The following is a 24452-nucleotide window of genomic DNA, read 5'->3' as shown; positions in this document are numbered from 1 at the left end:
GCATGCAAAGAGTCGTGTCATACCGGGCGGCGCTCCGCCATGCCACCCTACGAGGCTACAAGCCCCATCCCCACCTCAATCATCGTCTTGCATCGGGATCAAATAAACACCGGTGTCCAGTCCTGCCAGCCGCTCAGCAATCTTCGCCTGATCAGCGTCGGTTAGCTCGACAATATCAGCGTCCAATTGAAAGACGTGGTTGCGGGTGGCACCGTTATACTTTATGCGCCCTATGATACGGCCATCGTTACTGATGCAGTCGAGTTCTTGCTGGATTGGGAAAAACAGCACGGCTGCCTCCTCTATGTTCATTCAAATTAGCCCCACCGTTTGGTGTCTCGAAAAGCGGTGAACTGTCTCTCTGCGTTACTGGATTCGGATCTGCTGCGCGTTCGCAATGACGAGGGGTCGAGTAATAACAAATTTTCATAAAAAAGCCGCCCAAATGAGCGGCTTGATTTTACCGGCAGACAAGATGCCCGTACTCCCGCGATGACTACGCCAGGCGCTTGTACTTCATACGTTTTGGTGCCGCGTCGGCACCCAGGTGTTTCTTGCGATCGGCTTCGTATTCGGTGTAGTTGCCTTCAAAGAAGTTCACTTTGGAATCGCCTTCGTACGCCATGATGTGCGTGGCAATACGGTCGAGGAACCAGCGATCGTGGGAGACCACCATGACCGCGCCCGGAAAGGCCAGTACCGCTTCTTCCAGTGCCCGCAAGGTTTCCACGTCAAGGTCGTTGGATGGTTCGTCCAGCAACAGTACGTTAGCCCCTTGCTTTAAGGTATAAGCCAGCTGCAAGCGGCCGCGCTCACCACCGGACAAGTCGCCAACACGCTTCTGCTGGTCACCACCCTTGAAGTTGAAGCGACCAATATAAGAGCGGCTTGGATATTCCTTGCCATTGATACTCAACATATCCTGGCCGTCAGAAATCGCCTCCCATACCGTTTTCTTGTCGTCCAGCTCATCACGCAGCTGCTCCACAAAGGCCAGCTTGACGGTTTCACCCATCACGACTGCGCCGGAATCCGGTTGTTCCTGCCCCGCAATCATGCGGAACAAGGTTGATTTACCCGCGCCGTTACCACCGACAATACCAACAATGGCGCCAGCCGGTACGGTAAAGCTGAGGTCATCAATCAGAACGCGATCACCGTAAGACTTGGTGACGTTATGGAATTCAATCACCTTGTCACCCAGACGTGGGCCGGGCGGGATGTAAATTTCGTTGGTTTCGTTGCGGGTCTGGAACTCGCGCGAGTTCATCTCTTCGAACCGGGCCAAACGCGCCTTCGACTTCGACTGACGGCCCTTGGCTCCCTGACGCACCCATTCGAGTTCGTGCCGAATGGCCTTGGCGTGAGCATCTTCTTCTTTCTTTTCCTGATCCAGACGCTTCTCTTTCGCTTCCAGCCAGGTGGTGTAGTTGCCCTCGTAGGGAATACCGTGGCCACGATCCAGTTCCAGAATCCACTCGGCACAGTTATCGAGGAAGTAACGGTCGTGGGTAATCGCCACCACGGTGCCGGGATACTCTTCGAGAAATTTCTCCAGCCAGCCGACCGATTCGGCATCCAGGTGGTTGGTCGGTTCGTCCAGCAGCAGCATGTCCGGCTTCGACATCAACAATCGGCATAAGGCAACACGACGACGCTCACCACCCGACAGCTTGGTAACATCGGCATCCCAGGGTGGCAGCCGCAAGGCGTCGGCGGCGATTTCCATCTGGCGGTCAATATCATGGCCACCGACAGTTTCGATCAGGGCTTCGAGTTGGCCCTGTTTTTTGGCCAGTGCATCAAAATCGGCATCCGGCTCGGCATACGCTGCATAGACTGCATCCAGTTCAGCCTTGGCATTCATCAGTTCGCTGAGGCCGTCTTCGACGTTACCCCTGACGTCTTTGGCTGGATCGAGTTCTGGCTCCTGAGGTAAATAGCCAATGTTCAGTTCGGGCTGAGGACGAGCTTCGCCGATGAAATCCTGATCAACGCCTGCCATAATCTTCAGCAGGGTTGATTTACCGGAGCCATTCAGACCAAGTACACCAATTTTGGCACCGGGGAAAAAAGATAGAGAGATATCGCGTAGAATCTGACGCTTAGGCGGTACAATCTTGCCCAGACGGTTCATCGTAAATACATACTGTGCCATGGTGAAACCCTTAACTAAAAATGCTGCGCCAAACTACTCAAATCCGCCGAAAATGGCAATCAACGACATCACTATCCCATTGCTAGCGGTCGGTTCCGGCATGATTTGGTTTTCACGGACGAAATCAGCCAGTGTTCAGATTCAGCACACAGAGTAAGGCAATGAGCAGGAATCAGATCGATGCAGCATGACAAACAAGCAGGCAACCCCGTGCAATCAGGAGCTGGCCCACAGCGTTTTTTTATCCCCGCTTTTGTCATCATGGTTACGATTGTCGTATTCAATGTGTATCAACATGTCTGTTCCGATCGTGAAAAATTGCTCACCAGCGCCAGTATTATCGCCAGCCAACGGGCCACTGCCCTTGGCTCCCTGCTGTTGGCCTATACACCATTGCAGTGCCATCTTGGCGAGCACATTCCCGCAAACGGTCAGCGCTCAGCCACAGCCAACCTCGATCAGCTGGCCGGATTAACACCGTCACTGGAAGCCATCGCCATCGTGACATCGGCTCAAAACATCATCTATCAACACACGTTGTCAGGTCTGCCAGTCAGCCAGGAGCTGCTGTTTGCCCTGGCAGAAAATCCGCAACGTCAGCCGGCAACACAACCGCAACTAGTCAATGGACAACTCTATCTGGTGTCCTGGTGCAATCGCAGCAATCAGCAGTATCTGGTCGCCAGCCGCCACTCGATCAGCCGCTTCAGCACCAATACCCTGTCCAGCAGCAACCCGGATATTAACCTCAGCCTGGTCGACAGCCGTTCTGGCAGCACCTTAGTCCGTACATTAAACAATCGTCCAGACAACCTCCCCCATGCTGCACCATTGGCACAAAAAACAATCGCTGGCACTGAGTGGTCTGTTGTTGCGCGACAGGTGCCAGGTTATCTGGAGCGCCAGCTCGCCGGACGTCTGGTTGCACCATTGCTGCTGATCCTGGTGCTGATAACATTTGTGCTGGCGTTTTGGCGTTTTATTCGCAAGGCCGAGCAGGCCGCCAGGCATGCGGATAGCCAGCGCCAACAGGCTGAAGAACGGGCCGACCTGGTGCTGCAATCCATCGAAGACGCCCTGATTTCGACCGATGCCAACGGCATCATTAATTATATCAACAACCGCGCCAGGCTACTGCTTGAGCAGAATGGTCACGCGATTGTCATCGGCCGCACACTCGCCGAAGCCTGGCCACACCCGCGAGCATTGTGGTCCCACGGCCTCAACGCCCGCGAGCTGGAAGTCCTGCGTGATAATGGCCGTACCCTGTCGGTCACCCTCAACGGCGAGTCCCGCATTCTGGAACAAAGCTACCACCCGTTGTATCGCGAACGGCAACTGGATGGCATCGTCTGGATACTGCGAGACATCAGCATATCGGTGCGTACTCGTCGCGAACTGGAACTGAGCCGCCAGCGTTATATGTCTCTGTTCGAAGAAGCGGGTGTAGCCCACTGGTTACTGGATGTCTCCGAGTTCCGCAACACGCTCTCCAGCCTGGTGATTGTTAATGCCAACCAGGCGGCCGTGGTGCTGGCAGGAGCCACCAGTCGGCCACAACTGCAACTGCAGTTTCGGGAGCTGTTTATTGATGACGGCAAAGCCTTTCTCGAGATGATCCGTCACAGCCTCAACGAACAGACCCGCTATACCCACACCAATGTCTCCGTCAAACGCTTTGATGGCCAACAGCGAGAACTGTCGGCCCACTTCAGTCCCGGCTTCGACCACAAACTGATGATCTCCCTGATTGATATCACCGAAGAAAAGCGTGCCTCAGAGCGGACGCAAGAACAGGAAACCTTCTGGGCTGCCGTGATGGCTGCCATGCCGGATACCGTCTTTGTTGCCAACCTTGACGATCGGCTGGAACCCGATCTTGTTTACTGCAACCGTACTGGCTCCCAAACACTCGGTTATCCGGCAACCGATAACCGTAATGGTCACGACTGGCTGCTGTATGCCTCCGACGAGGTACAAAAACACTGCCTCCAGGTAATGACGGTCGTCAGAACGCTGCCACCCGGACAACCACTGGTCACCAGCGCCCAATTCCGTCATTACGATGGCAGCATCCGGGTTATTCGCTTCGAGTTTACGCCATTCCAGCACAGTGATAACGGCAAGGTGGATCGTTATATAGGCACGGCTCGGGATGTAACCGCCGAGATTACCAAGCAACAACAAGTCGCCGAAAGCGAAGCCCGTTACCGCATGGTGGCCGAGAACATGACCGACGTCATCTGGGCAACAGACGCTCAGATGCAGCTCAACTTTGTCAGCTCGTCGGTACAGCGGCTGCTGGGCTATCCGCCAGACGAGTTGCTTGGCCTCGGTATCGGCGCGATTTTCAGCCGCCGGGATATCCGCAGCTTGTTCCGTGAATTACAGCAAAGCCTGCGGCAGGCGTTGCAGAATAACGGCAACGACCCCGGACTCTACCGCAATGTCCTGGTACAAAAAGATATTCAGGCTAAAACTCGCAGTGGCGCACGCTGCCTGCTGGAGCTGCAGGCCAGTATGATCTGGGGCCAGGACGGTGCGATGCAAGGCATCATCGGCATCTGCCGCGACGTCACCGAAAAACGTCAGAACGAGCGCGAACTGCTACTGGCGGCCGATGTGTTTGAAAACACCAACGAAGCCATTATTGTTGCCGATGCCCACTTTCGGGTAGTCAAGGTCAACCGGGCCTTTACCCACATCACGGGGTTTTCCAGTCATGAAGTGATTGGTAAAACCCCGGATCACCTGGTGGCATCGGAGCATCGTAACAACCAGTACATGCACGAGATTCTCGAAACACTGGTGATTGAAAACTATTGGCAGGGGGAGTTGAAATACCGCTGTTTGAATGGCGAAACCCGAACCTCCTGGACCGGTATCAGCATCATTCGCGACCAGCAGCACGAAATTCAGAGCCTGACCATCATCATGTCGGACGTCACTGAACGCAAAGCCAACGAAGAACGCATTCATCGCCTGGCGTATTACGACCCGCTGACCGGCCTTGCCAACCGCGCCCAGATGCACGAACGGCTGGAGTTGTTGATGCACAAGACCGACAGTTCCGACGGTTTCCTGTCATTGCTGTTTATCGATCTCGACCGCTTCAAGCCGATCAACGATTCACTTGGTCACCCGGCGGGCGACAAGGTATTGATCGAAGTTGCCGAGCGCCTGCGTCACTGTGTTAAAAGTGGTGACATGGTGTGCCGAATGGGCGGCGACGAGTTCACCATCAGCCTCGCTTTCAAGGATTCCGCAGACGATGTAGTGGCAATTTCCCAACGGGTATCAGAACGCATTCTCAAGGAAATAAACCAACCCTATTACATTGACAAGCACCAGCTGTTTCTCAGTGCCAGCATTGGTATCGCCACCTACCCGAGCGATGGCGACAGTGTCATCGAACTACTAAAAAATGCCGACATGGCGATGTACCACGCCAAGGATGCCGGTCGCAATAACCTGCAATTTTACGACGCTGCCATGAATCGACGGGCGGTTGAACGCATGGAACTGGAAAATGACCTGCATCAGGTGATTCAGAAACAGGAGCTGCATCTGCTGTTCCAGCCACAATACGACTCCAGGACGCTCAAGGCCGTCGGCGTGGAAACCCTGCTACGCTGGCAACACCCGGTACGGGGCGAAGTATTACCTCAGGTGTTTGTACCCATTCTGGAAGATACCGGGCTGATTGTGCCGGTGGGGCGCTGGGTGCTGGAACAATCCTGTCTGCAGATGGCACACTGGCTCGAACTCAACAGTTCGGTGCGTTTGATCGCGGTCAATGTCTCAGCGCGCCAGTTCAAATATCCGGGTTTTGTCGATGAGGTTAAACGAGCGATCCTGAAATCCGGTATATCACCCAGTCATCTGGAGCTGGAACTGACCGAATCGGTATTGATTGACGACATCGACTTCACCCTGTCGGTATTACATGAATTACGGGCGCTCGGGGTACGCATCTCGATTGATGATTTTGGTACTGGCTATTCGTCGCTCAACTACCTGAAACAATTCCCGGTCGACATGCTCAAGATTGATCGCAGTTTTATCCAGAACCTGCCCACCAACCGTGATGACGCTCAGATTACCCGCACAATTATCGCCATGGCTCACAACCTCGGCCTCGGTGTGATTGCAGAAGGCGTCGAAAACTGCGACCAGCTCGAATTCCTGGTCAAGGCCCGCTGTGAAAAAATCCAGGGCTACCTGTTGTCGTACCCGGCCAGCGCCGAAGAGCTCGAAAACCGCATTAAAACCCAACAGGCCTGTTGCGCAGCACAGTTGAAAGACGTTCAGTCTGACAGTGAATAACACTCACGTGCCAGCAAGCCACAATTTAGGGTAGAATGCTCGCCCTTTTAAATTGCCCGGCGTAGCCACAACCCGATGCGCAACGCCCCCCACACTCCGAGGACGCCCTGATGTTTAGCCGCGACATGAACATTGCCGACTTTGACCCGGATCTCTGGTCAGCCATGCAGGCTGAAGACCAGCGTCAGGAACATCACATTGAACTGATTGCTTCCGAAAACTACACCAGCCCTCGTGTCATGGAAGCCCAGGGTTCCCAGCTGACCAACAAGTACGCTGAAGGTTATCCGGGCAAGCGTTACTACGGTGGTTGTGAACACGTTGATGTGATCGAACAACTGGCCATCGACCGCGCCAAGGAACTGTTTGGCGCACCGTACGCCAACGTGCAGCCGCACTCTGGCTCACAAGCCAATGCCGCAGTATTTATGGCATTGGTCAAGCCTGGCGATACCGTACTGGGCATGAGCCTGGCCCACGGTGGTCACCTGACACACGGCGCGTCGGTGTCTTTCTCTGGTCGCATCTACAATGCGGTACAGTACGGTCTGAACCCGAAAACCGGCGAAATCGACTACGAAGAAGTTGAACGCCTGGCAACAGAACACCAGCCGAAGATGATCATCGCCGGTTTCTCGGCCTACTCCCGTATCGTCGATTGGCAGCGTTTCCGCGACATCGCCGATACCGTCGGTGCCTACCTGTTTGTCGACATGGCTCACGTTGCCGGCCTGGTTGCTGCCGGTGTCTACCCGACGCCTGTCGGTATCGCCGATGTCGTTACCACCACCACTCACAAAACCCTGCGTGGCCCGCGTGGTGGCCTGATTCTGGCGAAAGAAGACGAAGAACTGAACAAAAAGCTCAACTTCGCCGTCTTCCCGGAATCCCAGGGTGGCCCGCTGATGCATGTGATTGCCGCCAAGGCCGTGTGTTTCAAGGAAGCCATGTCGGAGGAATACAAAACGTATCAGGCTCAGGTGGTAAAAAACGCCCAGGCCATGGCGAAAACCTTTATTGAACGTGGCATCAACATCGTTTCTGGCGGTACCGACGACCACCTGTTCCTGGTGGATCTGATCGGCAAGGAATACACCGGCAAAGACGCCGACGCCGCACTCGGTCGCGCCAACATCACCGTCAACAAGAACTCCGTCCCCAACGACCCACGTTCTCCGTTCGTCACCTCGGGTCTGCGTATCGGTAGTCCGGCCATCACTTCCCGTGGTTTTGGTGAAGCGCAAGCCACGGAACTGGCGGGCTGGATCTGTGATGTCCTGGATAGCCTGGAAAACGGCACCTCCGAGCAAATAGAAGCCGAAGTGAAAGCCAAGGTAATTGCCTTGTGTGACCAATTCCCGGTTTACCGCTAACATCGATCGACCTGTCACACCGCGCCACACTTGCTGTGGCGCGACGCCTGCTCAACACAGATTTTCACCCGACACTGCAGTTTTTTATTGCAACTTGACCCCGACGTTTTAGAATCGCAGCGCTCGTGCAAGAAGTTCCGATCGTACTCTTTCTGATACTCAGGATGCCTCTGATGACGACGTCAACCGAACAATGCGCCTGTGGTGGCTGGACTCCTATTTCTGAATCCCGCCTACTGGATCTGATCAAACGCGCAGAAACCAGCATGGAAGCACCTGCCAAAGCCCTCTGGGAACTGGTGCGCCTGCCGAATGCCGAGATCTGGCAACAGCACCCCTGGGCCGATGAAGGCTGCGGCTTTTGGGTACTGGCGACCTTCAGCCGCCGCTGTCTCTATTTTAACGATGTCACCCAGGGCTTTGCCGTGAGTCCATTCCGCAACTGGGGCAATATCGATCACTTTGAACCCGACCCGACGCCACTCGATGAACTGATCGAACGCCTGACCGCCAGTGCTTGCGAGAGCGCCTGATTCAATTCTGTCTGTCCCTCTGCAGCGAATGCCATTGCCTGACCATTCCGTCAGGAGTACACTGGCGCGCTTTGGCCACGATGGCCGTATCACGCTCTTTAGTCAGTTCCGCCTATGCATTGTCCATTCTGTTCACATCCGGAAACCAAGGTGGTCGACTCACGCTTGATGGCTGACGGCGCCCAGGTTCGCCGTCGTCGCGAATGCTTGGGCTGTGCCGAGCGTTTCACCACGTTTGAATGCGTCGAACTGACCTTTCCCCATGTGATCAAACAAAATGGTGAACGGGAAACCTTCCGCGAGAGCAAACTCCGCAGCGGCATTGAACGAGCACTGGAAAAACGCCCGATTCCGGTCGACACCATGGATGCTGCCATCCATCGCATCCTGCAAACCATTCGTAACAAAAACGACCGAGAAATTTCCAGTCGCCAGATCGGCGAATGTGTCATGGCCGAATTACGCCAGCTGGATCAAGTCGCTTACGTCCGCTTTGCCTCGGTATATCGCAGTTTCAAGGATCTGGACGAATTCCGCGCCGAAATTGAACGCCTGACAGACAGTGTCACCGCTGCCGTCATCACGGCAGTCGACGCATGAATACCCCTATTGAACACAGCGATGAATACTGGATGGCCAAAGCGCTGCGACTGGCTGAACGCGGCCTTTATTCCACCAGCCCCAACCCCCGAGTTGGCTGTGTCATCGTCAAGGACAACCGCTTGATCGGCGAAGGCTGGCACCAGCAAGCCGGTGGACCACACGCCGAAGTGCACGCCCTGCGCATGGCCGGTGATCAGGCCCAACATGCCACCGCTTACGTCACCCTCGAACCCTGCAGCCATTTTGGCCGCACCCCCCCCTGTGCCAACGCCCTGGCAGCAGCCGGTGTAGCCCGAGTGGTTGGCGCTTGCCGCGACCCCAACCCCCAAGTAGGCGGACGCGGCTTTCAACACCTGCGCGATGCCGGAATCGAGGTCACAGAAAGCTGCTTGCAAGCCCAGGCCGAAGCCCTGAATACCGGTTTTATCCAGCGTATGCGCAGTGGGCTGCCCTGGGTCAGCATCAAACTGGCCCAAAGCCTGGATGGACGTACTGCCATGGCCAGCGGCGCCAGCCAATGGATCACCGGCCCGGACGCCCGACGTGATGTTCAACGCTTACGGGCGCGCAGCTGTGCCGTCATTACCGGTGCCAGCTCGGTGCTGATCGACAACCCATCGATGACCGTCCGGCCAGCCGAAACCGGTATTGAACAGCCTGAACACCTGTGGCGTCAGCCCTTGCGGGTGGTGATTGACGGCCAGCAACGGCTGAGCGGCAACGAAAAACTGTTTAACCAGTCTGGGGATATTTTGCTGGCGGTTACCGACCCGACTCGCGTCACCGTCCAGCGGGCGGCAGAATTGGGCCAGTTGACACTCTGGCAAAGCCCGCCGACCCGTTCTGGCAAGGTCGACCTGCCAGCTCTGCTGCAGTTTCTGGCCGCACAAGGCCACAACGAAGTGCTGGTCGAAAGTGGCGCTCACCTGGCGGCGGCCTTTGTCGAATCCGGTCTGGTAAACGAACTGGTGTTGTACTGCGCACCCACCTTGCTGGGCAGCAGTGCCCGCCCGTTACTGGTGCTGCCACTAGAGAGCATGCAACAACAGATGCGCTGGCAATGGCAGGATATACGCATGATTGGCAACGATCTGCGCCTGACCTTACGACCTGAACAAGATCAGCCCGGTTAGCCGAATACTGAGCAACGGCATCCGGCTTGTCGCCAATGCCAATAAAAATAGAGACCGATAGAGAGCAGCCATGTTTACAGGAATTATCGAAGCGATCGGCACCGTCGCCAGCGTTATTAGCGTCTCTGGCGACCTGCGTCTGACGATCCGCAGCGGTGCGCTGGATCTGACTGATGTCACACTCGGCGACAGCATTGCCACCAACGGCGTTTGCCTGACGGTCGTGGCACTGCCCGGCGACGGCTTTGTGGCCGATGTCTCACGCGAATCACTGTCCCACACGTGTATTGGTGCCTGGCAAGCAGGCACACGGGTGAATCTGGAAAAGGCGCTACTGCCGACGACCCGCCTGGGCGGCCATATGGTCAGTGGCCACGTTGATGGCGTTGGCCGTATCAGCAGTCGTCAGGCCGATGCACGTTCCATTCGCCTCGGCATCAATGCTCCAACAGAACTGGCGCGTTATATCGCCGCCAAGGGCTCGATCACTGTCGACGGCGTCAGCCTGACTGTCAATGCCCTCAACGACGACGGCTTTACACTGAATATTGTGCCCCATACTGCGGCTGAGACAACATTGATTTCCATTCAGCCGGGTCAGCAGGTTCACCTGGAAGTTGATATGATTGCCCGCTATCTGGAACAGTTGGTCAAGGCACCAGCAACCACAGAAAAAACACCCATGGATGCGGCTTTTCTGGCGCAACACGGGTTTTGGAAATAGGCGGAACTGACCGGCAACAAGATCGGCACCGACACACACTCACAGGTTATTTTGAACAGGCTCATTATGGCACTGAACACCATCGAAGAAATTATTGCCGACATCCATGACGGTAAAATGGTCATCCTGATGGATGACGAAGACCGTGAAAACGAAGGCGATATTATTGTTGCTGCAGAGAAAGTGACGCCAGAAATCATCAATTTTATGGCCACCGAAGCGCGTGGCCTGATCTGTCTTCCCTTGTCAGCAGAACGTTGTGATTACCTCGGTTTACCCGCCATGGTAACCGCCAACGGCGCCAAGTTTTACACCCCGTTCACGGTTTCCATTGAAGCCGCCGAAGGCGTCACTACCGGTATTTCTGCCGCCGACCGCGCCGCCACGATTCTCGCCGCTGTGAACCCGATGGGTAAACCGGAAGACATCGTCCAGCCGGGGCATATATTCCCGTTACGCGCCCGTCCGGGTGGTGTACTGAGTCGCGCTGGCCATACTGAAGCCGGTTGTGACCTGGCACGCCTGGCGGGTCTTAACCCCGCCGCTGCCATCGTTGAGGTATTAAACCCTGATGGCACCATGGCCCGTCGCCCGGAACTGGAAGTGTTTGCGGAAAAGCACGGCATCAAGATTGGTACAATCGCCGACCTGATCCACTACCGCATTGCCAATGAAAAAACCGTTGAGCTGGTCAGCAAGGACGATATCTCCACCGAATATGGCGATTTTGTGTTACACACCTTCCGCGACACCATCCAGAACGAAACACATCTGGCGCTGACCCTCGGTGACATTCAACCGGACAGCCCCTGCGTGGTGCGGGTACAAACCAATAACTATCTGCGCGACGTGCTGGGCATGCGCCCAACCAGCGGCTCCAGCTGGTCGTCTTCCCATGCGCTGCAACGTATCGCCGATGAAGGCGAAGGCGTACTGGTGTTGTTGTCGGCGGGTCAGCGCGAATCGATTGAAGACAGTCTTGATGACTTCTTTGGCCGCGCCCGCCCGGTGCGTAGTCCCAACAAGGACAGCTCCGGTGCCTTCCTGACCATTGGCACCGGCTCCCAAATCCTGCGCGAGCTGGGCGTTCAGAAAATGCGCCTGCTCAGCTCGGAAATGAAATACAGCGGCATCTCGGGTTTCGATCTCGAAATTACCGAATACTTGCCATTTGATGCCTGACATTCCCCTGCTTACAAACTGGAAATACTCATGAAACAGATCAGAACCATTGAAGGCAACCTCACCCCGAACGACGGTAAATACGCCATTGTCGTTGGTCGCTGGAACGCCTTTGTTGTGGAAAGCCTGCTTGAAGGCGCGGTCGACAGCCTGCTGCGTCACGGTGTTGACGAAGAAAACATCACGATTATTCGCGCACCGGGTGCGTTTGAGATTCCTCTGGTAGTGCAGCGTATCGCCGCCTCTGAACAATACGATGCCATCATTGCCCTCGGCGCAGTGATTCGTGGTGGTACACCACACTTCGAATACGTCGCTGGTGAATGCACCAAAGGCCTGGCCAACGTCTCGCTGGAATACAGCGTACCGGTTTCCTTCGGTGTACTGACCGTCGACAGCATTGAACAGGCGATTGAACGCTCTGGCACCAAGGCCGGCAACAAAGGGGAAGAAGCGGCAATGTCTGCCTTTGAAATGGTTTCCCTGCTGTCCGCCCTGGAGGCCTGATCCGCATGTCACGTGCTTCTGGCAACCATAAACCCAGTCCTGCTGCGCGCCGCAAAGCGCGTGGTTTTGCCTTGCAGGCGCTGTACCAGTGGCATATCGCCGGTGCCAACCTGACTCAGATTGAATCGGAATTTCGTGCCGATAACGACATGAGCAAGGTCGACCTGGAGTATTTCCACGACATTCTCCACGGCGTACCGCGTGAGCGTTCTGCTCTGGATGAAAAAATAGCCCCGCTGATGGATCGTCGCCTTGATGAAATGACACCGGTTGAGCTGTCCATTCTGCGTCTTGGTGCCTTCGAAATGTGCCGTCGGCCAGATGTACCCTACAAGGTCGTAATTAACGAATCGGTGGAATTGGCCAAAATCTTTGGTGCCACCGACGGCCACAAGTACATCAATGGCGTCCTCGACAAACTGGCCCAGCGTGAACGGGCGGTCGAGATTCGTGGTGCCCGTGCACCACAGCGGCAGGACAACAAAGAACAGTGAGCGAGCAGCCGGGTGGTTCTGAATTTGCGCTGATACAGCGCTGCTTCAGCAGCGGCTACCCGCAAAACGCTGCGACCCTGCTGGGCGTTGGTGACGATGCCAGCGTTATTTGCCCGCCTGCGGGTCAGCACCTGGTACAAAGCCTCGACACCCAGGTTGCCGACGTTCATTTCCCTGCCAACGCCCCTGCCCAACTGATCGCCCAGCGCACTCTGCGCTGTGCCGTCAGTGATCTGGCGGCCATGGGTGCGACGCCACAGGGTTTTTTACTCGGCCTCACTCTGCCAGACAACCAAACGGACTGGCTTGATGATTTTGCTCATGGCTTGCGCGACGCCGCTACCGAATTCGGTATTAGCCTGTTGGGGGGCGACACCACTCGTGGGCCAGCCCTGGTAATCAGCATCCTGGTACAGGGCTGGGTAGCCACTGCCCCGACACCAACCGGTTTGACGCGCAGCGGTGCCAGGGTCGGAGATGATGTTTGGGTCAGTGGATATATTGGTGCCGCAGCCCTGTCCTTGCCCACCGTGCTGGCCAACCCTGAGACCACCGATGGGCTCGCTGCCGCTTATTATTACCCCACACCCCGGCTGTCACTTGGCCAGTCACTGCTGGGGATCGCCACAGCCGCGTTGGATATTTCCGACGGCCTGTTGCAAGACGCCCACCATATTGCCACCGCCTCGGCGGTTAGCCTGGCCCTGACCGGAGAGCAGATTCCGACAGCCGTCGGCTGCGGTCATCCCGACTGGCCCAACTGCCTGACGGGTGGCGACGATTATGAATTATTATTTACCGCCTCCCCTGCACAGCAGGCCAGCATTCAGGCACTGGCGCAACGACTGGCTCTTCCCCTGAGTCGTATTGGCCAGTGTCAGCCATCAGCCCCCGGTCAGCCACCCGCAGTGACCGTTTCGCTTGATGGCCTGCCGTTGCAACTGAAAACATCCGGCTACCAGCACTTCTGAACCGGAATGCGGTCAGAATTTCCACTCAATGCCCTGACAAAGGAATGCCCATGACACGCCTCACCCATACTGCCCTGCTGTTGTGTTTGCCGCTGATCACCTTGCTGGCACTGCCGAGCCAGGCTGCCGAAGAAGCCTACGTCCAGGTCTCTGCCAGTGCCGATGTTCAGGCAACCCCGGATTACCTGTTGCTCAACCTGAATATCAGCGATACCCGCCCGACCCTGGCAGATGCCAAACGTCAGGTCGACGACAGCTTTCATCAGCTGATGGAAGTCACCCGCAAGTTGAACATTGCCGAAGATTTGGTGCGAGCTGAGCAGATTTCCAATTACCCCCAATACCAATGGCATGAAAAAGGCCGCACCTATGTCGGCGAACAGGTCACCCGCCAGATCGCGATTACCCTGCGCCAGTTGGATAACTACGGCGAACTGGTGCATCAACTGATGCAAAACCCATTGGTGCAAATCAGCCAGAGTCAATTTCGTTTCGACGATCGCGATGGGCTGGAAAACCAGGCACTAAAGGCCGCCTTGCTGAAAGCCAGAGACAAGGCCAAACTGATGGCCAGCACCCTCGGTAGCCGGCTGGGGAACGTCCTGGCGATTAGCGAAAGCGGTTCCGGCTCACCCCAGCCGATGTACGCCATGCGGGAAATGGCCGTCGATAGCCGCAGCAAGAGCGCCCCCATGCTGGTACAGCAACAAACCATCAGCGCCAGTGTCGATGTGCGTTTTGAACTGGAATAAGGACGAGTCATACCATGAGTCTGCAGTACCCCACAGCCAACACCGTGAATCCCTGCCCGGCGGGCCTGCGTCCTGGGCGTTACCGCCATTACAAGGGCCAGGACTACGAAGTCTTCGGTCTGGTACGCCATAGCGAAACCGAAGAATGGCTGGTGCACTACCGCACCCTGTATGGCGACTTCAGCCACTGGGTACGGCCATACCAGATGTTTATTGAAACCGTCAACGTGGCAGGTGAAGCGGTTGCCCGGTTTGATTATCTGGGGCCTATCGAGCTGCCGTCCAAGCCGGATACCCTGCCTGTGGAGGCGTTATGACCCCTGCCATTAACCTGGCCAAAAAAGCCGGGATCACGTTCACCCTGCATGAATACCCACACGACCCCAAGGCCGACTCTTGGGGTGGTGAGGCTGCGGAAGCACTTGGCCTGCCTCCCTCACAGGTGTTCAAAACCTTATTGGTCAGCCTCAGTGGCCATCAAAGCACCCTGGCGGTGGCGATTATCCCGGTGGACAAAAAACTCAGCCTGAAAGCCATCGCCAAAGCATTGGGTGCCAAAAAAGCCGATATGGCCGATCCTGCTGTTGCGGAAAAAACCACCGGTTATGTGGTGGGAGGCATCAGTCCACTGGGGCAAAAAAAGTTATTACCCACCGTACTGGACAGCAGCGCCGAACAGCAGACCACCATCAATGTCAGCGGTGGCCGTCGCGGGCTGGAGATCGAACTGGCAGCCGCCGACTTGCTGGCGCTAACGCGCGGAAAACTGGCGGCTATTGCCAGCGAGAGCTGATTAAAACGCCACGCTGTACAGCCACTGCAGCTGTATTCTGGGCAGCGCCAGGGCATCGGTCAGGGGCACATTATATTGCAGCCGCAGCTTGCTGCCCTGCCATGGCAAACGCCAGGCGATCAGCATATTCAGATAGCTGGGGCTGCGGCTCTGGTGGTTAAGAATCGAATCGGCCAGATCATCTCCAGATACCCGGCTCAAGCCCACATCACTGCCCAGCGTCTGCCAGCGTACACCGGCTGCCAGCCTTGATTGCTGCCACGACAGGTCGAGATAACTGCCCCAGCTGCGCAGATCCAGTACTGCGCTGGCATCGGTGGTTTGCCCGGCAGCACTGCTGAGATCCCCTTTTTCCTGACGTTGTTGATACTCGCCCTGTAGCCGCCAGCGGCCCCATGTGTTGTCCCACTCACTGGACAAGCCCATGGCGATATGACCAATACCACCGTCAAAATACTCGGTCGCCGTCGAGCCATGACTATGAGTGGCCGTACTGGTGGAGAACAACTGCATGCCCCGTTGCCCCACCTCGGCTCCATACACATCCAGTTTGATGGCATGCTGCCACTGCCCGTAGCGAGCACTGACGGCAGTAGTGACCATGGCAGCCACGCCGTCCCTGGCGGTGTTCATTTGGCTGGTGCCCAGCAAACTCAGCGCTGAATGCCACTGCCACAGACCCGAATTTGAATCCAAATCCAGCCTCTGATAGCCCAGCCGTACTTCGGCTTCTGACCACTCACCACCCCACATCGCCTGATACATCAGCGGCAGATCAACAAACAAGCGGTCGTGGCTATGCAATCGATTCAGCCAACCAAGATCAACCAACTGCTGCCCAGCCTGTAGCTGCCAAGCACCGCTACGGTGTCCGATCCAGGCTTCGTGGATGTCGGTACTGCTGCTGTGACGCGACACCACCACCTGCCCATACACGCCCTGATCTGGCAACCGAAACGACCGTCCGATATCCAGGTGTTGCAAGCCAAATCCGGCGCTGCGGTAATGACCGTCGTAAGGCAGAAAACCGGCAATCCGTGGTGTCGCGGTCTTCTGATAGCCCATCACTACATCCAGTTGCCACAGCGTCCGGTCTTGCCCAGTCTCTCCCGCAGCGGCGGTTTCATGCTGATGACCACTGTCAGCCAGTACCGGTAAAACCATCAGACTGGAGGCAGCCACAAGGCAACGGAGATTATTCAAACGGATTGGCAAAGCGGTCATCGCTAATAAATTCCTGGTCGGTCAGGCTGTGAAGAAAATTGATCAGATCCGTCTTGTCTGCGGCCGTCAGGTCAAAACCATTCACAAAACTGCTCTTGTACGGATTATTACGACCATCACCGCGATAAGCACCAGCGGTCAGGTTTCGCCCTCCAGCTGCGTAAAAGTCCACCACCGCTGCCAGCGTGGCAATGGAACCGTCGTGCATATAGGGTGCGGTCAATTCGATATTACGCAGGGTCGGCGGACGAAAAGCCCCCATATCATTCCAATCACCCGTAACCTGATACTTGCCGGTATTGTCGCTCGGATAACTGCCCTGATTATCGATGTTGTACAAACCGGTATTAAAAAAGGGCCGTTCCGGAAAGCGGGTGTTCGTGGTGATAGTGGAGCTGGAAAAATTAAAACCGTTGTGACAGTGGAAGCATTCCAGCGCCTCGGAGAAAAATAACGCCTCGCCCCGACGGGCAGAGTCCGACAGTTCATTACGGTCATAGGGTGAGCGATCGGAAATCATCGTGCGGGTAAAGGATGCCAGCGCACGGGTGATATTGGTCAGGGTAAAAGGATCCGTCGCTGTCGGAAAGGCGTTAGCAAACAAGGTCTGGTAAACCGTATCACTGCGAAAGCGTTGAAGAATCGCGGCCAGATTGGCGTCATTAATTCCCAGCTCTGCTGGGGTATCCCCGGTCAGAGGCATCGCCAACTGTAATTCAATGCGGGTGAAAATCGGATTCCACCAAGTATAAGTCGCGTTATAGGCCACGTTGGTCAGCGTTTGCGAATTACGCACCAGAGCCTCACCGGTCGAGCCGGTCGGCACCGCTTTACCATCGGTAAAAGCCAACGCCTGAAAATGGCAGCTCTCGCAACTCTGGGTCTGATTGGCCGACAGCCGGGGGTCGTAAAACAGAAAACGGCCCAGGGTAATTTTGGCATCTGTCAGCGGATTCTCGTCCGGGATAGCAGGCAGCACAAAACCGCCCTCACTGCTGAGTTGCAACAAGGTAACGCCTTCTGCCTGCTGCTGCAGCTGCAGATCGAAGTCGGACGACTGACACCCCGCCAGCAACAGCAGGCACCCAACTGCCAGCCACCGGACAGATAAACTGATCAGCTGCATTTATTCGACCGTCACCCAGGACTGGGAGTCACAGTCATCAGCCAGGCATTGACCAGTGGTCACATCCAGCCCCATACGGCTAAACAGGGCCTCACATTCGGGATCATCGGCGGACGACATGCAGCCGATCGCCGTGCCCTCGGTATTACTGCTCAGATCTGACCCGGCAACCAGTGCCGCATAGTCAAAATTGATGGTGCTGCTGCCCGGCGTCAGGCTGGCAAAGGTGTAGGTCGGTCGGTTCGGACGTGCGTTAGAGCAATCCAGATTGGTGTTATTTTCATCCAGCGTACAACCGGTCGTGCCTAGGTGGATATTCCAGCCAACAATATCCATCCGGGCGTGCTTGTAACCCCCTGCCCAGCTCCAGGTCAGGCCATCAATATTCAGCGGTGATAGTGCCGTGGCACGATCCAGATGATTGAGTTCTTCCGGCACACCCAGAGTAAAACGCACCCGGCTGTAGTCTGCGGCTGGGGCCGTTCCGCTAATCACCCTGTTGGTTGCCGTGGTGGATGCCGTGCAAGTGCTGGTGCCATCTTCAAAATCCAGCAGTGCCACATTGTTGTACTGCCAGTCGGTCTGATCCAGCGTCAGACTGACGAAGTCTCCGTTGGCGGTTGCCAACTGTACGTCGGAGATATACAAACGGAAATCGCTGATCTGCGGCAGGCTGCCATTCCCTTCATTGGCGTTACCCGCCAAAGTGGTTCGCTCACCACAGGCCAGGGGTTCGGCACCAACAGATGCAGAAAACGGCAGGCTGTAGCTGGCAGATGAATCTGCCGTGGCTGCATCTTTGTCGCTGCCACTGTCACTGCCACAACCGACCAGCAAAACACTGGCGGTCATCACACTGAAAGCGGTTAAAAAAGTCGCGCTGGGGAGAGTAAAAAGAACGGTCATGGATGTGTCCTTACTGGATGACATTAAGAATTCGCCGCTGGCTGTGAGTACCAGCCAGCGGCGATAATGCGGGGGACATCCGTTCAAATCCAGACCGTGCGACACTGTGTCACAGTATTAACAGCGGTGTTACGGGAACCAATAGAACAGCTGTTACATAACCCGCCAGATCAACAAACGCTATCGGTTCACAAAAACCGCAGCGGGAAGTCACTGTCATCTTTTTTCAGTCTGGTTGTCATCTCTCTCAACTAGCCTGCGCCGTTCTGCTTGACCAGACCCAAACAACGTCAGAACCACCCAGGATGATGATTATGTTGAAACAGATTTCCGCCGCGCTGTTACTGTCATCGGCACTTGCCGTTGCCAGTACCGGCCATGCGACCGTCGCCAATGGCGATTTTGAACAATGGACCAACTCAACTCCCGACGACTGGACCACCATAGACAGCGGCATCAGTCTTGCTGCGTCCAGCAGTGTGGTGTATAGCGGCAACCAGTCGGCCGCTATTACGGTCAATACCGGCACCCAAAGTTCTACCGACTTGCGCCAGACCGTCAGTGTCACCAGCGGTACCCACTACGACTTCAGCGCCTGGATTTATCACACCGAAGGCCACGTCCAGGCGCGTCTGTATGTCGCCGATTATCAGGGCTATTCCGATAACAGCCTGACCGATCAATGGCAGCAACTCAGTTACAGCTATACCGCCACCAGCACAGGTTCCATCGAAGTGGGCCTGCGTTTTTACGACCAAAGCGGCTTTGATGGCTCGGAACTGGTGTATGTCGACGACTTTGAGCCAACCACCGACAGCGCGACAAACACTGGTACAGACAGCGGCAATACAGACAACAGTGGCAGCTGCGTCACGACCGACGTCAATATCACGACCGATAATTACGGCTCCGAAACCAGCTGGAATATCCTCAATGCCAGCGGCACCGAAGTCGCCAGCGGCGGCAATTACGACAGCAACAGCAGCAACACCGCAACATTCTGCCTGGATACCGGTAACTACACCTTTACCATTCTCGACAGCTACGGCGATGGTATTTGCTGCTCGTACGGCAACGGCTCTTTTGCTGTGGTGGTGGCTGGTACCGAAGTGGTCAGTGGCGACCAGTTCACCAGCAGCCAGAGCAACAGCTTTATTGTCGCCGATAGCAGCGACGGATCATCCGGCGGCACAGATACTGGCGGAGGTTCATCCGGTGGTACAGGAGCAACGGATAGTGGTGCCAGTTGCACAACAGCCACTCTGAGCCTGACTACCGACAACTACGGCGCCGAAACCAGCTGGGCCATCAGCAACAGCAGCGGCACCGACATCGCCAATGGTAACGGCTACAGCAGCAACACCAGCTACAGCGAAGATATTTGCCTGGAAGACGACGACTACACCTTCACCATTAGCGACAGCTATGGCGACGGTATGTGCTGCTCATTTGGTAACGGTTCCTACGACCTCGTTCTCGACGGCACCAGCGTCGCCAGCGGCAGCGAATTTGCCAGCAGCGAAAGCACCAGTTTCACCCTGGGTTCCGCTACAGACACCGGAGCTGGGACAGATACCGGTACAGGAACCGGCAGCACCGACCTCATTGGCTACTACGCCAGTGCCAATGGCCTGAGTGGCTATGTCCTCAAAACTGAACTGCACAACATCATCAGCGCTGGCCACAGCGCCCAGGGCTACAGTGCCTTATGGACCTTCTACAGTAACTACGAACGCGATAATTATTACGAAGCCGACGGCAGCCTGCTGGATATTTACTCCGAAAATCCGAACGGTTCAGACCCATACACCTACACCAGCAGCAGTGACCAGTGCGGCAGCTACAGCGGCGAAGGCTCCTGCTATAACCGAGAACATACTTTCCCACGCAGTTGGTTTGGTGGTGCAATAGAACCGATGAACTCCGACGTACACCATATTTACGCCTCCGATGGCTATGTCAACGGCAAGCGCAGCAGCTACCCTTACGGCGAAGTGGCTACCGCCAGCTACACCTCCAGCAATGGCTCCAAACTGGGCAGTGCCGAATCCGGATTGGGCTACTCCGGCACCGTATTCGAACCCATCGACGAGTTCAAAGGCGATTTGGCCCGCACCTATTTCTACATCGCCACCCGCTACGAAGACGTGATTTCCGGCTGGGAGACCCAGTCCAGCTATGGCGATGCCGTACTCAATGGCAGCAGCGATCAGGTCTTTGAAATCTGGTACCTGAATCTGATGAAAAGCTGGCATAACACCGACCCCGTCAGCCAGAAAGAACTTGATCGTAACGACGCCGCCTACAGCCACCAAGGCAACCGTAATCCCTTTATCGACCACCCGGAACTGGTGGCTGAAATCTGGGGTAACTGAAGCGCGGTTGTTGACAGGTTGTTGGCAGTATCACCAGACTGCTCTGCATACCCCTGGCCTCCACGCTCCGGCGTGGTGGCCATCTTTATCACTCATCGACCAACAGGGATTCAAGAGGCAGAGATGGGGGTTCGTATTTCTCCGCCGGATCGGTATTTTCCTGCTTTACTGTAATCAGAACAGCCAAGGCAGGAACCACCATGCAACTCGTCAAACAACTGATGACCACTCACCTTCATACCCATTTGCCAACGGATACCCTGCGCGATGCAGAAAAGACGATGGCAGAACACCATATTCGCCATATTCCTGTGGTGGATGAAGAGGGCAAACTCTGTGGCCTGATGAGCCAACGGGAATTTCTGACGGAAGCATTCCGCATCACCGATAAATTTGGTGCCCACCACTTGCAGGAATACCTGAGCAAAACCGGCATCAGCCAGTGCATGCAGCACGAGGTTGTCGCTGTGACACCCGATACCTCATTGCAGCAAGCGGGTGAAAGCCTGCGCGCCAATCGCCGCCAAGGGTGTGTTCTGGTCACCGATGAACACAAGGTACTGGTCGGCATGCTGACATCACAAGACTTTGTAAAACTGGCCATTACGTTACTGCAACAGAACAACTAACGATCGCTTCAAACCCAATCCGGTGCCAACCTAACGGGCAGGCCAGCGTTGCTGAATATCCTGAATCGCGGCTTTGTTATCCAGCACCGCCGCTACGCAGTCGGGATCCAGCTGGCGGCCGGAAAGCCGCTTCAGCTCCTGCCACACTGCATCTTCTTCCCATGCCTGCTTGTAACAACGAGCATTCAGCAACGCATCCAGAATATCCGCCACGGCGACAATACGAGCTTCCAGCGGAATTTCATGGGTACCATTCAGCCCCAGATAACCGGAACCATCCAGCTTCTCGTGGTGATACTGGATAATATTCATTAGCATATCAATATGCTCGATCCGGCCCAGATCAAAACGCCGAATCGCCTTTTCAAGCAGTGTCTTGCCCCCAGAAACATGACGCTTCATTTCATCAAATTCCTCTGCTGTCAGACTGCCCGGCTTGTGCAGAATCCGATCCGGCACCGATATTTTGCCAATATCATGTAACGGCGCAAACAGCGTCAGATATTCTATCCAGCTATCTGACAACGGCTGTGACGATTGTAATTGTCGGGCAATCAGCCGGGTGTACGCGGCCATACGCTGCATATGGTCGTCCGACTCAATACAGCGCACGCCACTGACATCCAGTGCCCAACGTGCCAGCGCATGCAGACGGCGTAACGTCTCCTGTTCCTGCGCCAGCGTCTGCCCCACCAAATGGCCCCACAGGGTGCAATACGCCGCCATGGGCGCCGAGAAATAGTCGATGGTACGAGCATTCAGAAACAGCATCCCCAGAAAATGGCCTTCCACCGTCAGTGGCATCGTCAGGCTTGAGCGATAACCTTGCCCCAACAGCGCCGCCGTATGCGTTGACAGCTCATCAGAGCGAAACTCGCGCATATCACCGACCACCCGCACCAGCGGGTTATCGGCCAGAACTTTTAACGATGGCACCGCGTCTAATAACACGCTGTACCCCGTTAGTGGCGATGCGTCATCTCCGGCACAGGTAAAGGTCGATAGCTGATCACTGTCTGGCTGATACAACGCCAGAGACAGACGATCAATACCGGAATACTGTTCACGCAACACCCGATAGAGATGCTGCAACCGATCACCGAATGACAGCGGCTGTGCCAACTGCTGGTAGGGGTCGATAAAACGCTGTTCTGAGGCATTGGCCATAACGACCTCCAGGAGCAGAAACGAACAAAAACAAGGCAAAAGCCACTCTCTTCAGTCTAGCCAAAGCTGTCTTGCACGCCGCTGACCCATATCAAGGCGGTCGGCCAACAGCCAACGTAATTTGACAGCCAGACACGCCAATATATTCGACGTTTATTAAGGAGAATCCGATGAACATTGATGCACTACGGAGCCGCTTGAGACAACAGCTGGATGAGCTTCAAACCCGCTCTGTCGATGCCGAACGACTCGCCAGTCACCGTGACAACCCACTGTCGGCAGATTTTGCTGAACAGGCAACCGAGCGTGAAAACGACGAGGTACTAGGCGCTATCAGCGGCGAAGCCTGTATTGAAGCGATAGCGATCCAGCAGACGCTGGAGCAAATTGAACAGGGTACTTACGGCAGCTGTATTGAATGTGGAGAAACCATCGAAAGCGCACGACTGGAAGCAGTGCCTTATGCCATTCGCTGCCTGCAATGTGCCAGTCGGCACGAACAGCAGGCCTGAGCAAACAACACGCATGGAAAAGTGGCTCTCACAACATATCCAGCTTCTTTTCGATACGCTCAAGGGCGTTGCTCCAACACCTTGAGCTGGCGAGATTGCTCCCGAATCAGTCGGGATTGACCCGCTTCATCCTTCTGAATCATCCGTGAAGACATGCCCGCTGTCAGCGTAGGGACGCCCTCCGTGGCTGTCCGAAACGGCCGCGCATATTGCACAACGGCCACGATGGAACCGGCAACGGCCGCGCATATTGCACAACGGCCACGATGGAACCGGCAACGGCCGCGCATATTGCACAACGGCCACGATGGAACCGGCCACGGACGGAGCCGGCAACGGTCAGCACGGCGTTATTCGTCACGTGCTTAGCGCGCTAAACACAGCACCTAGAATTGTAACGCCATACTCGTGCGCCTGCTCGGCTTCCCAGCAAACCAAACTCCAGAAATCCAACGTAACTTATTGATAATTAATAGTTAAATCCCATTTTATCGTCACTCCCTGCCAGAAAGATAAGCATGTACATTCACCCTGGGTCTTGCTGCACACCAATGTGTAATCCGTTAGAGCAATCGTTTTTGTGTCAGGGGTTTGCCCCCGACATCACCCGGACAGCGTGCGGTAATTCAGACTTTTGTTGATTTATACTGCATATATAATCAGTTATTTTCAGGCTGATTTTCAGCGTTATCTATTGCGGTGTCAGCAGGTATGGGGGACATCTATTTAATCCTGCACGGCTCTGCGCGAGTGTTGCCGTTGTTCAGGGCAAGGCGGCGAATGCAGCGAAATGACGCGTCCTTTTCACATGCGTCAACACCGCTCTGGACGGCGGCAACCCGCGCCCTGCGGGGGCTGCCGGATGATCTCGACTCTGTGTCGCCGACGTTTGACGTGACCCGTCAGGCCTGCAAGTCGGCTTCGTGATTCGACACCCTCCGGTAGCCCAGAGTGAGCACCGGAT

The 24452-nt window shown here is 55.7% G+C and carries 23 protein-coding genes; 17 read left to right on the top strand and 6 right to left on the bottom strand.

Annotation, left to right across the window (positions count from 1 at the left end):
* Positions 1 to 75 precede the first annotated feature (75 nt).
* Together WG929_RS13370 and ettA are read right to left on the bottom strand one after the other, a co-directional pair.
* Positions 76 to 291 carry a hypothetical protein gene (locus WG929_RS13370; protein ID WP_416206434.1) on the bottom strand — a complete coding sequence of 72 codons (216 nt, stop codon included), beginning with the start codon at positions 289 to 291 and terminating at the stop codon, positions 76 to 78.
* A gap of 205 nt (positions 292 to 496) precedes the next feature.
* The gene (ettA, locus tag WG929_RS13365; RefSeq protein ID WP_416206433.1) at positions 497 to 2158 is read right to left on the bottom strand and encodes an energy-dependent translational throttle protein EttA; all 1662 of its coding nucleotides are present in this window, start codon (positions 2156 to 2158) and stop codon (positions 497 to 499) included.
* 180 nt (positions 2159 to 2338) lie between these two features.
* Between ettA and WG929_RS13360 the strand changes: the two genes are divergently transcribed.
* From WG929_RS13360 to ybaK, 13 genes are all read left to right on the top strand, one after another.
* On the top strand, positions 2339 to 6484 hold the full coding sequence (locus WG929_RS13360; protein WP_416206432.1) for a sensor domain-containing protein: 4146 nt from the start codon (positions 2339 to 2341) through the stop codon (positions 6482 to 6484).
* Positions 6485 to 6594: 110 nt separating this feature from the next.
* Positions 6595 to 7857 (top strand): serine hydroxymethyltransferase, encoded by a 1263-nt coding sequence (gene glyA / locus WG929_RS13355; RefSeq protein ID WP_416206431.1) that lies wholly within the window; start codon positions 6595 to 6597, stop codon positions 7855 to 7857.
* Positions 7858 to 8030: 173 nt separating this feature from the next.
* Positions 8031 to 8390 (top strand): hypothetical protein, encoded by a 360-nt coding sequence (locus tag WG929_RS13350; RefSeq protein ID WP_416206430.1) that lies wholly within the window; start codon positions 8031 to 8033, stop codon positions 8388 to 8390.
* A gap of 114 nt (positions 8391 to 8504) precedes the next feature.
* The gene (gene nrdR, locus WG929_RS13345) at positions 8505 to 8990 is read left to right on the top strand and encodes a transcriptional regulator NrdR (RefSeq protein ID WP_369856997.1); all 486 of its coding nucleotides are present in this window, start codon (positions 8505 to 8507) and stop codon (positions 8988 to 8990) included.
* Positions 8987 to 10126 (top strand): bifunctional diaminohydroxyphosphoribosylaminopyrimidine deaminase/5-amino-6-(5-phosphoribosylamino)uracil reductase RibD, encoded by a 1140-nt coding sequence (ribD, locus tag WG929_RS13340; protein ID WP_416206429.1) that lies wholly within the window; start codon positions 8987 to 8989, stop codon positions 10124 to 10126. Before nrdR ends, ribD begins: the two co-directional genes overlap by 4 nt.
* A 70-nt stretch (positions 10127 to 10196) precedes the next feature.
* On the top strand, positions 10197 to 10850 hold the full coding sequence (locus WG929_RS13335) for a riboflavin synthase (protein ID WP_416206428.1): 654 nt from the start codon (positions 10197 to 10199) through the stop codon (positions 10848 to 10850).
* 66 nt (positions 10851 to 10916) lie between these two features.
* Positions 10917 to 12032, top strand: a complete 1116-nt coding sequence (ribB, locus tag WG929_RS13330; RefSeq protein WP_416206427.1) for a 3,4-dihydroxy-2-butanone-4-phosphate synthase — start codon at positions 10917 to 10919, stop codon at positions 12030 to 12032.
* Positions 12033 to 12062: 30 nt separating this feature from the next.
* Entirely contained in the window at positions 12063 to 12539 is a 477-nt protein-coding gene (ribH, locus tag WG929_RS13325; RefSeq protein WP_369856993.1) for a 6,7-dimethyl-8-ribityllumazine synthase, read from the top strand.
* 5 nt (positions 12540 to 12544) lie between these two features.
* Positions 12545 to 13033, top strand: coding sequence for a transcription antitermination factor NusB (gene nusB, locus WG929_RS13320; protein ID WP_416206426.1), 489 nt, complete (start codon positions 12545 to 12547; stop codon positions 13031 to 13033).
* The gene (gene thiL / locus WG929_RS13315) at positions 13030 to 14004 is read left to right on the top strand and encodes a thiamine-phosphate kinase (protein ID WP_416206425.1); all 975 of its coding nucleotides are present in this window, start codon (positions 13030 to 13032) and stop codon (positions 14002 to 14004) included. The genes nusB and thiL overlap by 4 nt, the downstream gene beginning before the upstream one ends.
* Positions 14005 to 14054: 50 nt before the next feature.
* Positions 14055 to 14756 (top strand): SIMPL domain-containing protein, encoded by a 702-nt coding sequence (locus WG929_RS13310; RefSeq protein ID WP_416206424.1) that lies wholly within the window; start codon positions 14055 to 14057, stop codon positions 14754 to 14756.
* A 14-nt stretch (positions 14757 to 14770) separates the two neighbouring features.
* Complete coding sequence (locus WG929_RS13305; protein WP_416206423.1) at positions 14771 to 15073, top strand: DUF1653 domain-containing protein; 303 nt, start codon at positions 14771 to 14773, stop codon at positions 15071 to 15073.
* The gene (ybaK, locus tag WG929_RS13300; protein ID WP_369856988.1) at positions 15070 to 15549 is read left to right on the top strand and encodes a Cys-tRNA(Pro) deacylase; all 480 of its coding nucleotides are present in this window, start codon (positions 15070 to 15072) and stop codon (positions 15547 to 15549) included. The genes WG929_RS13305 and ybaK overlap by 4 nt, the downstream gene beginning before the upstream one ends.
* On the opposite strand, the gene WG929_RS13295 is transcribed toward ybaK, so the two are convergent.
* From WG929_RS13295 to WG929_RS13285, 3 genes are read right to left on the bottom strand one after another with little or no spacing between them, the layout of a single operon-like run.
* Entirely contained in the window at positions 15550 to 16773 is a 1224-nt protein-coding gene (locus tag WG929_RS13295) for a hypothetical protein (RefSeq protein WP_416206422.1), read from the bottom strand.
* On the bottom strand, positions 16745 to 17899 hold the full coding sequence (locus WG929_RS13290; protein ID WP_416206421.1) for an MbnH family di-heme enzyme: 1155 nt from the start codon (positions 17897 to 17899) through the stop codon (positions 16745 to 16747). The genes WG929_RS13295 and WG929_RS13290 overlap by 29 nt, the downstream gene beginning before the upstream one ends.
* Complete coding sequence (locus WG929_RS13285) at positions 17900 to 18805, bottom strand: MbnP family copper-binding protein (protein WP_416206420.1); 906 nt, start codon at positions 18803 to 18805, stop codon at positions 17900 to 17902.
* A 314-nt stretch (positions 18806 to 19119) separates the two neighbouring features.
* On the opposite strand from WG929_RS13285, the gene WG929_RS13280 reads away from it, so the two are divergent.
* Together WG929_RS13280 and WG929_RS13275 are read left to right on the top strand one after the other, a co-directional pair.
* Positions 19120 to 21180 carry an endonuclease gene (locus WG929_RS13280; protein WP_416206419.1) on the top strand — a complete coding sequence of 687 codons (2061 nt, stop codon included), beginning with the start codon at positions 19120 to 19122 and terminating at the stop codon, positions 21178 to 21180.
* A gap of 200 nt (positions 21181 to 21380) precedes the next feature.
* Entirely contained in the window at positions 21381 to 21809 is a 429-nt protein-coding gene (locus WG929_RS13275; RefSeq protein ID WP_416206418.1) for a CBS domain-containing protein, read from the top strand.
* Between the two features lie 30 nt (positions 21810 to 21839).
* On the opposite strand, the gene WG929_RS13270 is transcribed toward WG929_RS13275, so the two are convergent.
* Complete coding sequence (locus tag WG929_RS13270; RefSeq protein WP_416206417.1) at positions 21840 to 22976, bottom strand: HD domain-containing phosphohydrolase; 1137 nt, start codon at positions 22974 to 22976, stop codon at positions 21840 to 21842.
* A 170-nt stretch (positions 22977 to 23146) separates the two neighbouring features.
* Here WG929_RS13270 and WG929_RS13265 point away from each other — a divergent pair, with 170 nt between their 5' ends.
* Positions 23147 to 23488: a TraR/DksA family transcriptional regulator gene (locus WG929_RS13265; RefSeq protein WP_416206416.1), complete on the top strand. Its 342-nt coding sequence runs from the start codon at positions 23147 to 23149 to the stop codon at positions 23486 to 23488.
* Positions 23489 to 24268: 780 nt separating this feature from the next.
* Positions 24269 to 24415: a hypothetical protein gene (locus WG929_RS13260; RefSeq protein WP_416206415.1), complete on the top strand. Its 147-nt coding sequence runs from the start codon at positions 24269 to 24271 to the stop codon at positions 24413 to 24415.
* Positions 24416 to 24452 lie beyond the last annotated feature (37 nt).

Source organism: Oceanobacter antarcticus (assembly GCF_044962685.1).
GTDB lineage: Bacteria > Pseudomonadota > Gammaproteobacteria > Pseudomonadales > Oceanobacteraceae > Oceanobacter > Oceanobacter antarcticus.
Note: the sequence above shows the minus strand (reverse complement) of the source record. Positions and strands in the feature narration are given on the sequence as shown.

Coding starts and splice junctions, on each gene's coding strand:
- ettA (WP_416206433.1), bottom strand. CDS start 2,158: ATGGCACAGTATGTATTTACGATGAACCGTCTGGGCAAGATTGTACCG.
- WG929_RS13360 (WP_416206432.1), top strand. CDS start 2,339: ATGCAGCATGACAAACAAGCAGGCAACCCCGTGCAATCAGGAGCTGGC.
- glyA (WP_416206431.1), top strand. CDS start 6,595: ATGTTTAGCCGCGACATGAACATTGCCGACTTTGACCCGGATCTCTGG.
- WG929_RS13350 (WP_416206430.1), top strand. CDS start 8,031: ATGACGACGTCAACCGAACAATGCGCCTGTGGTGGCTGGACTCCTATT.
- nrdR (WP_369856997.1), top strand. CDS start 8,505: ATGCATTGTCCATTCTGTTCACATCCGGAAACCAAGGTGGTCGACTCA.
- ribD (WP_416206429.1), top strand. CDS start 8,987: ATGAATACCCCTATTGAACACAGCGATGAATACTGGATGGCCAAAGCG.
- WG929_RS13335 (WP_416206428.1), top strand. CDS start 10,197: ATGTTTACAGGAATTATCGAAGCGATCGGCACCGTCGCCAGCGTTATT.
- ribB (WP_416206427.1), top strand. CDS start 10,917: ATGGCACTGAACACCATCGAAGAAATTATTGCCGACATCCATGACGGT.
- ribH (WP_369856993.1), top strand. CDS start 12,063: ATGAAACAGATCAGAACCATTGAAGGCAACCTCACCCCGAACGACGGT.
- nusB (WP_416206426.1), top strand. CDS start 12,545: ATGTCACGTGCTTCTGGCAACCATAAACCCAGTCCTGCTGCGCGCCGC.
- WG929_RS13310 (WP_416206424.1), top strand. CDS start 14,055: ATGACACGCCTCACCCATACTGCCCTGCTGTTGTGTTTGCCGCTGATC.
- WG929_RS13305 (WP_416206423.1), top strand. CDS start 14,771: ATGAGTCTGCAGTACCCCACAGCCAACACCGTGAATCCCTGCCCGGCG.
- ybaK (WP_369856988.1), top strand. CDS start 15,070: ATGACCCCTGCCATTAACCTGGCCAAAAAAGCCGGGATCACGTTCACC.
- WG929_RS13295 (WP_416206422.1), bottom strand. CDS start 16,773: ATGACCGCTTTGCCAATCCGTTTGAATAATCTCCGTTGCCTTGTGGCT.
- WG929_RS13290 (WP_416206421.1), bottom strand. CDS start 17,899: ATGCAGCTGATCAGTTTATCTGTCCGGTGGCTGGCAGTTGGGTGCCTG.
- WG929_RS13285 (WP_416206420.1), bottom strand. CDS start 18,805: ATGACCGTTCTTTTTACTCTCCCCAGCGCGACTTTTTTAACCGCTTTC.
- WG929_RS13280 (WP_416206419.1), top strand. CDS start 19,120: ATGTTGAAACAGATTTCCGCCGCGCTGTTACTGTCATCGGCACTTGCC.
- WG929_RS13275 (WP_416206418.1), top strand. CDS start 21,381: ATGCAACTCGTCAAACAACTGATGACCACTCACCTTCATACCCATTTG.
- WG929_RS13270 (WP_416206417.1), bottom strand. CDS start 22,976: ATGGCCAATGCCTCAGAACAGCGTTTTATCGACCCCTACCAGCAGTTG.
- WG929_RS13265 (WP_416206416.1), top strand. CDS start 23,147: ATGAACATTGATGCACTACGGAGCCGCTTGAGACAACAGCTGGATGAG.
- WG929_RS13260 (WP_416206415.1), top strand. CDS start 24,269: ATGCAGCGAAATGACGCGTCCTTTTCACATGCGTCAACACCGCTCTGG.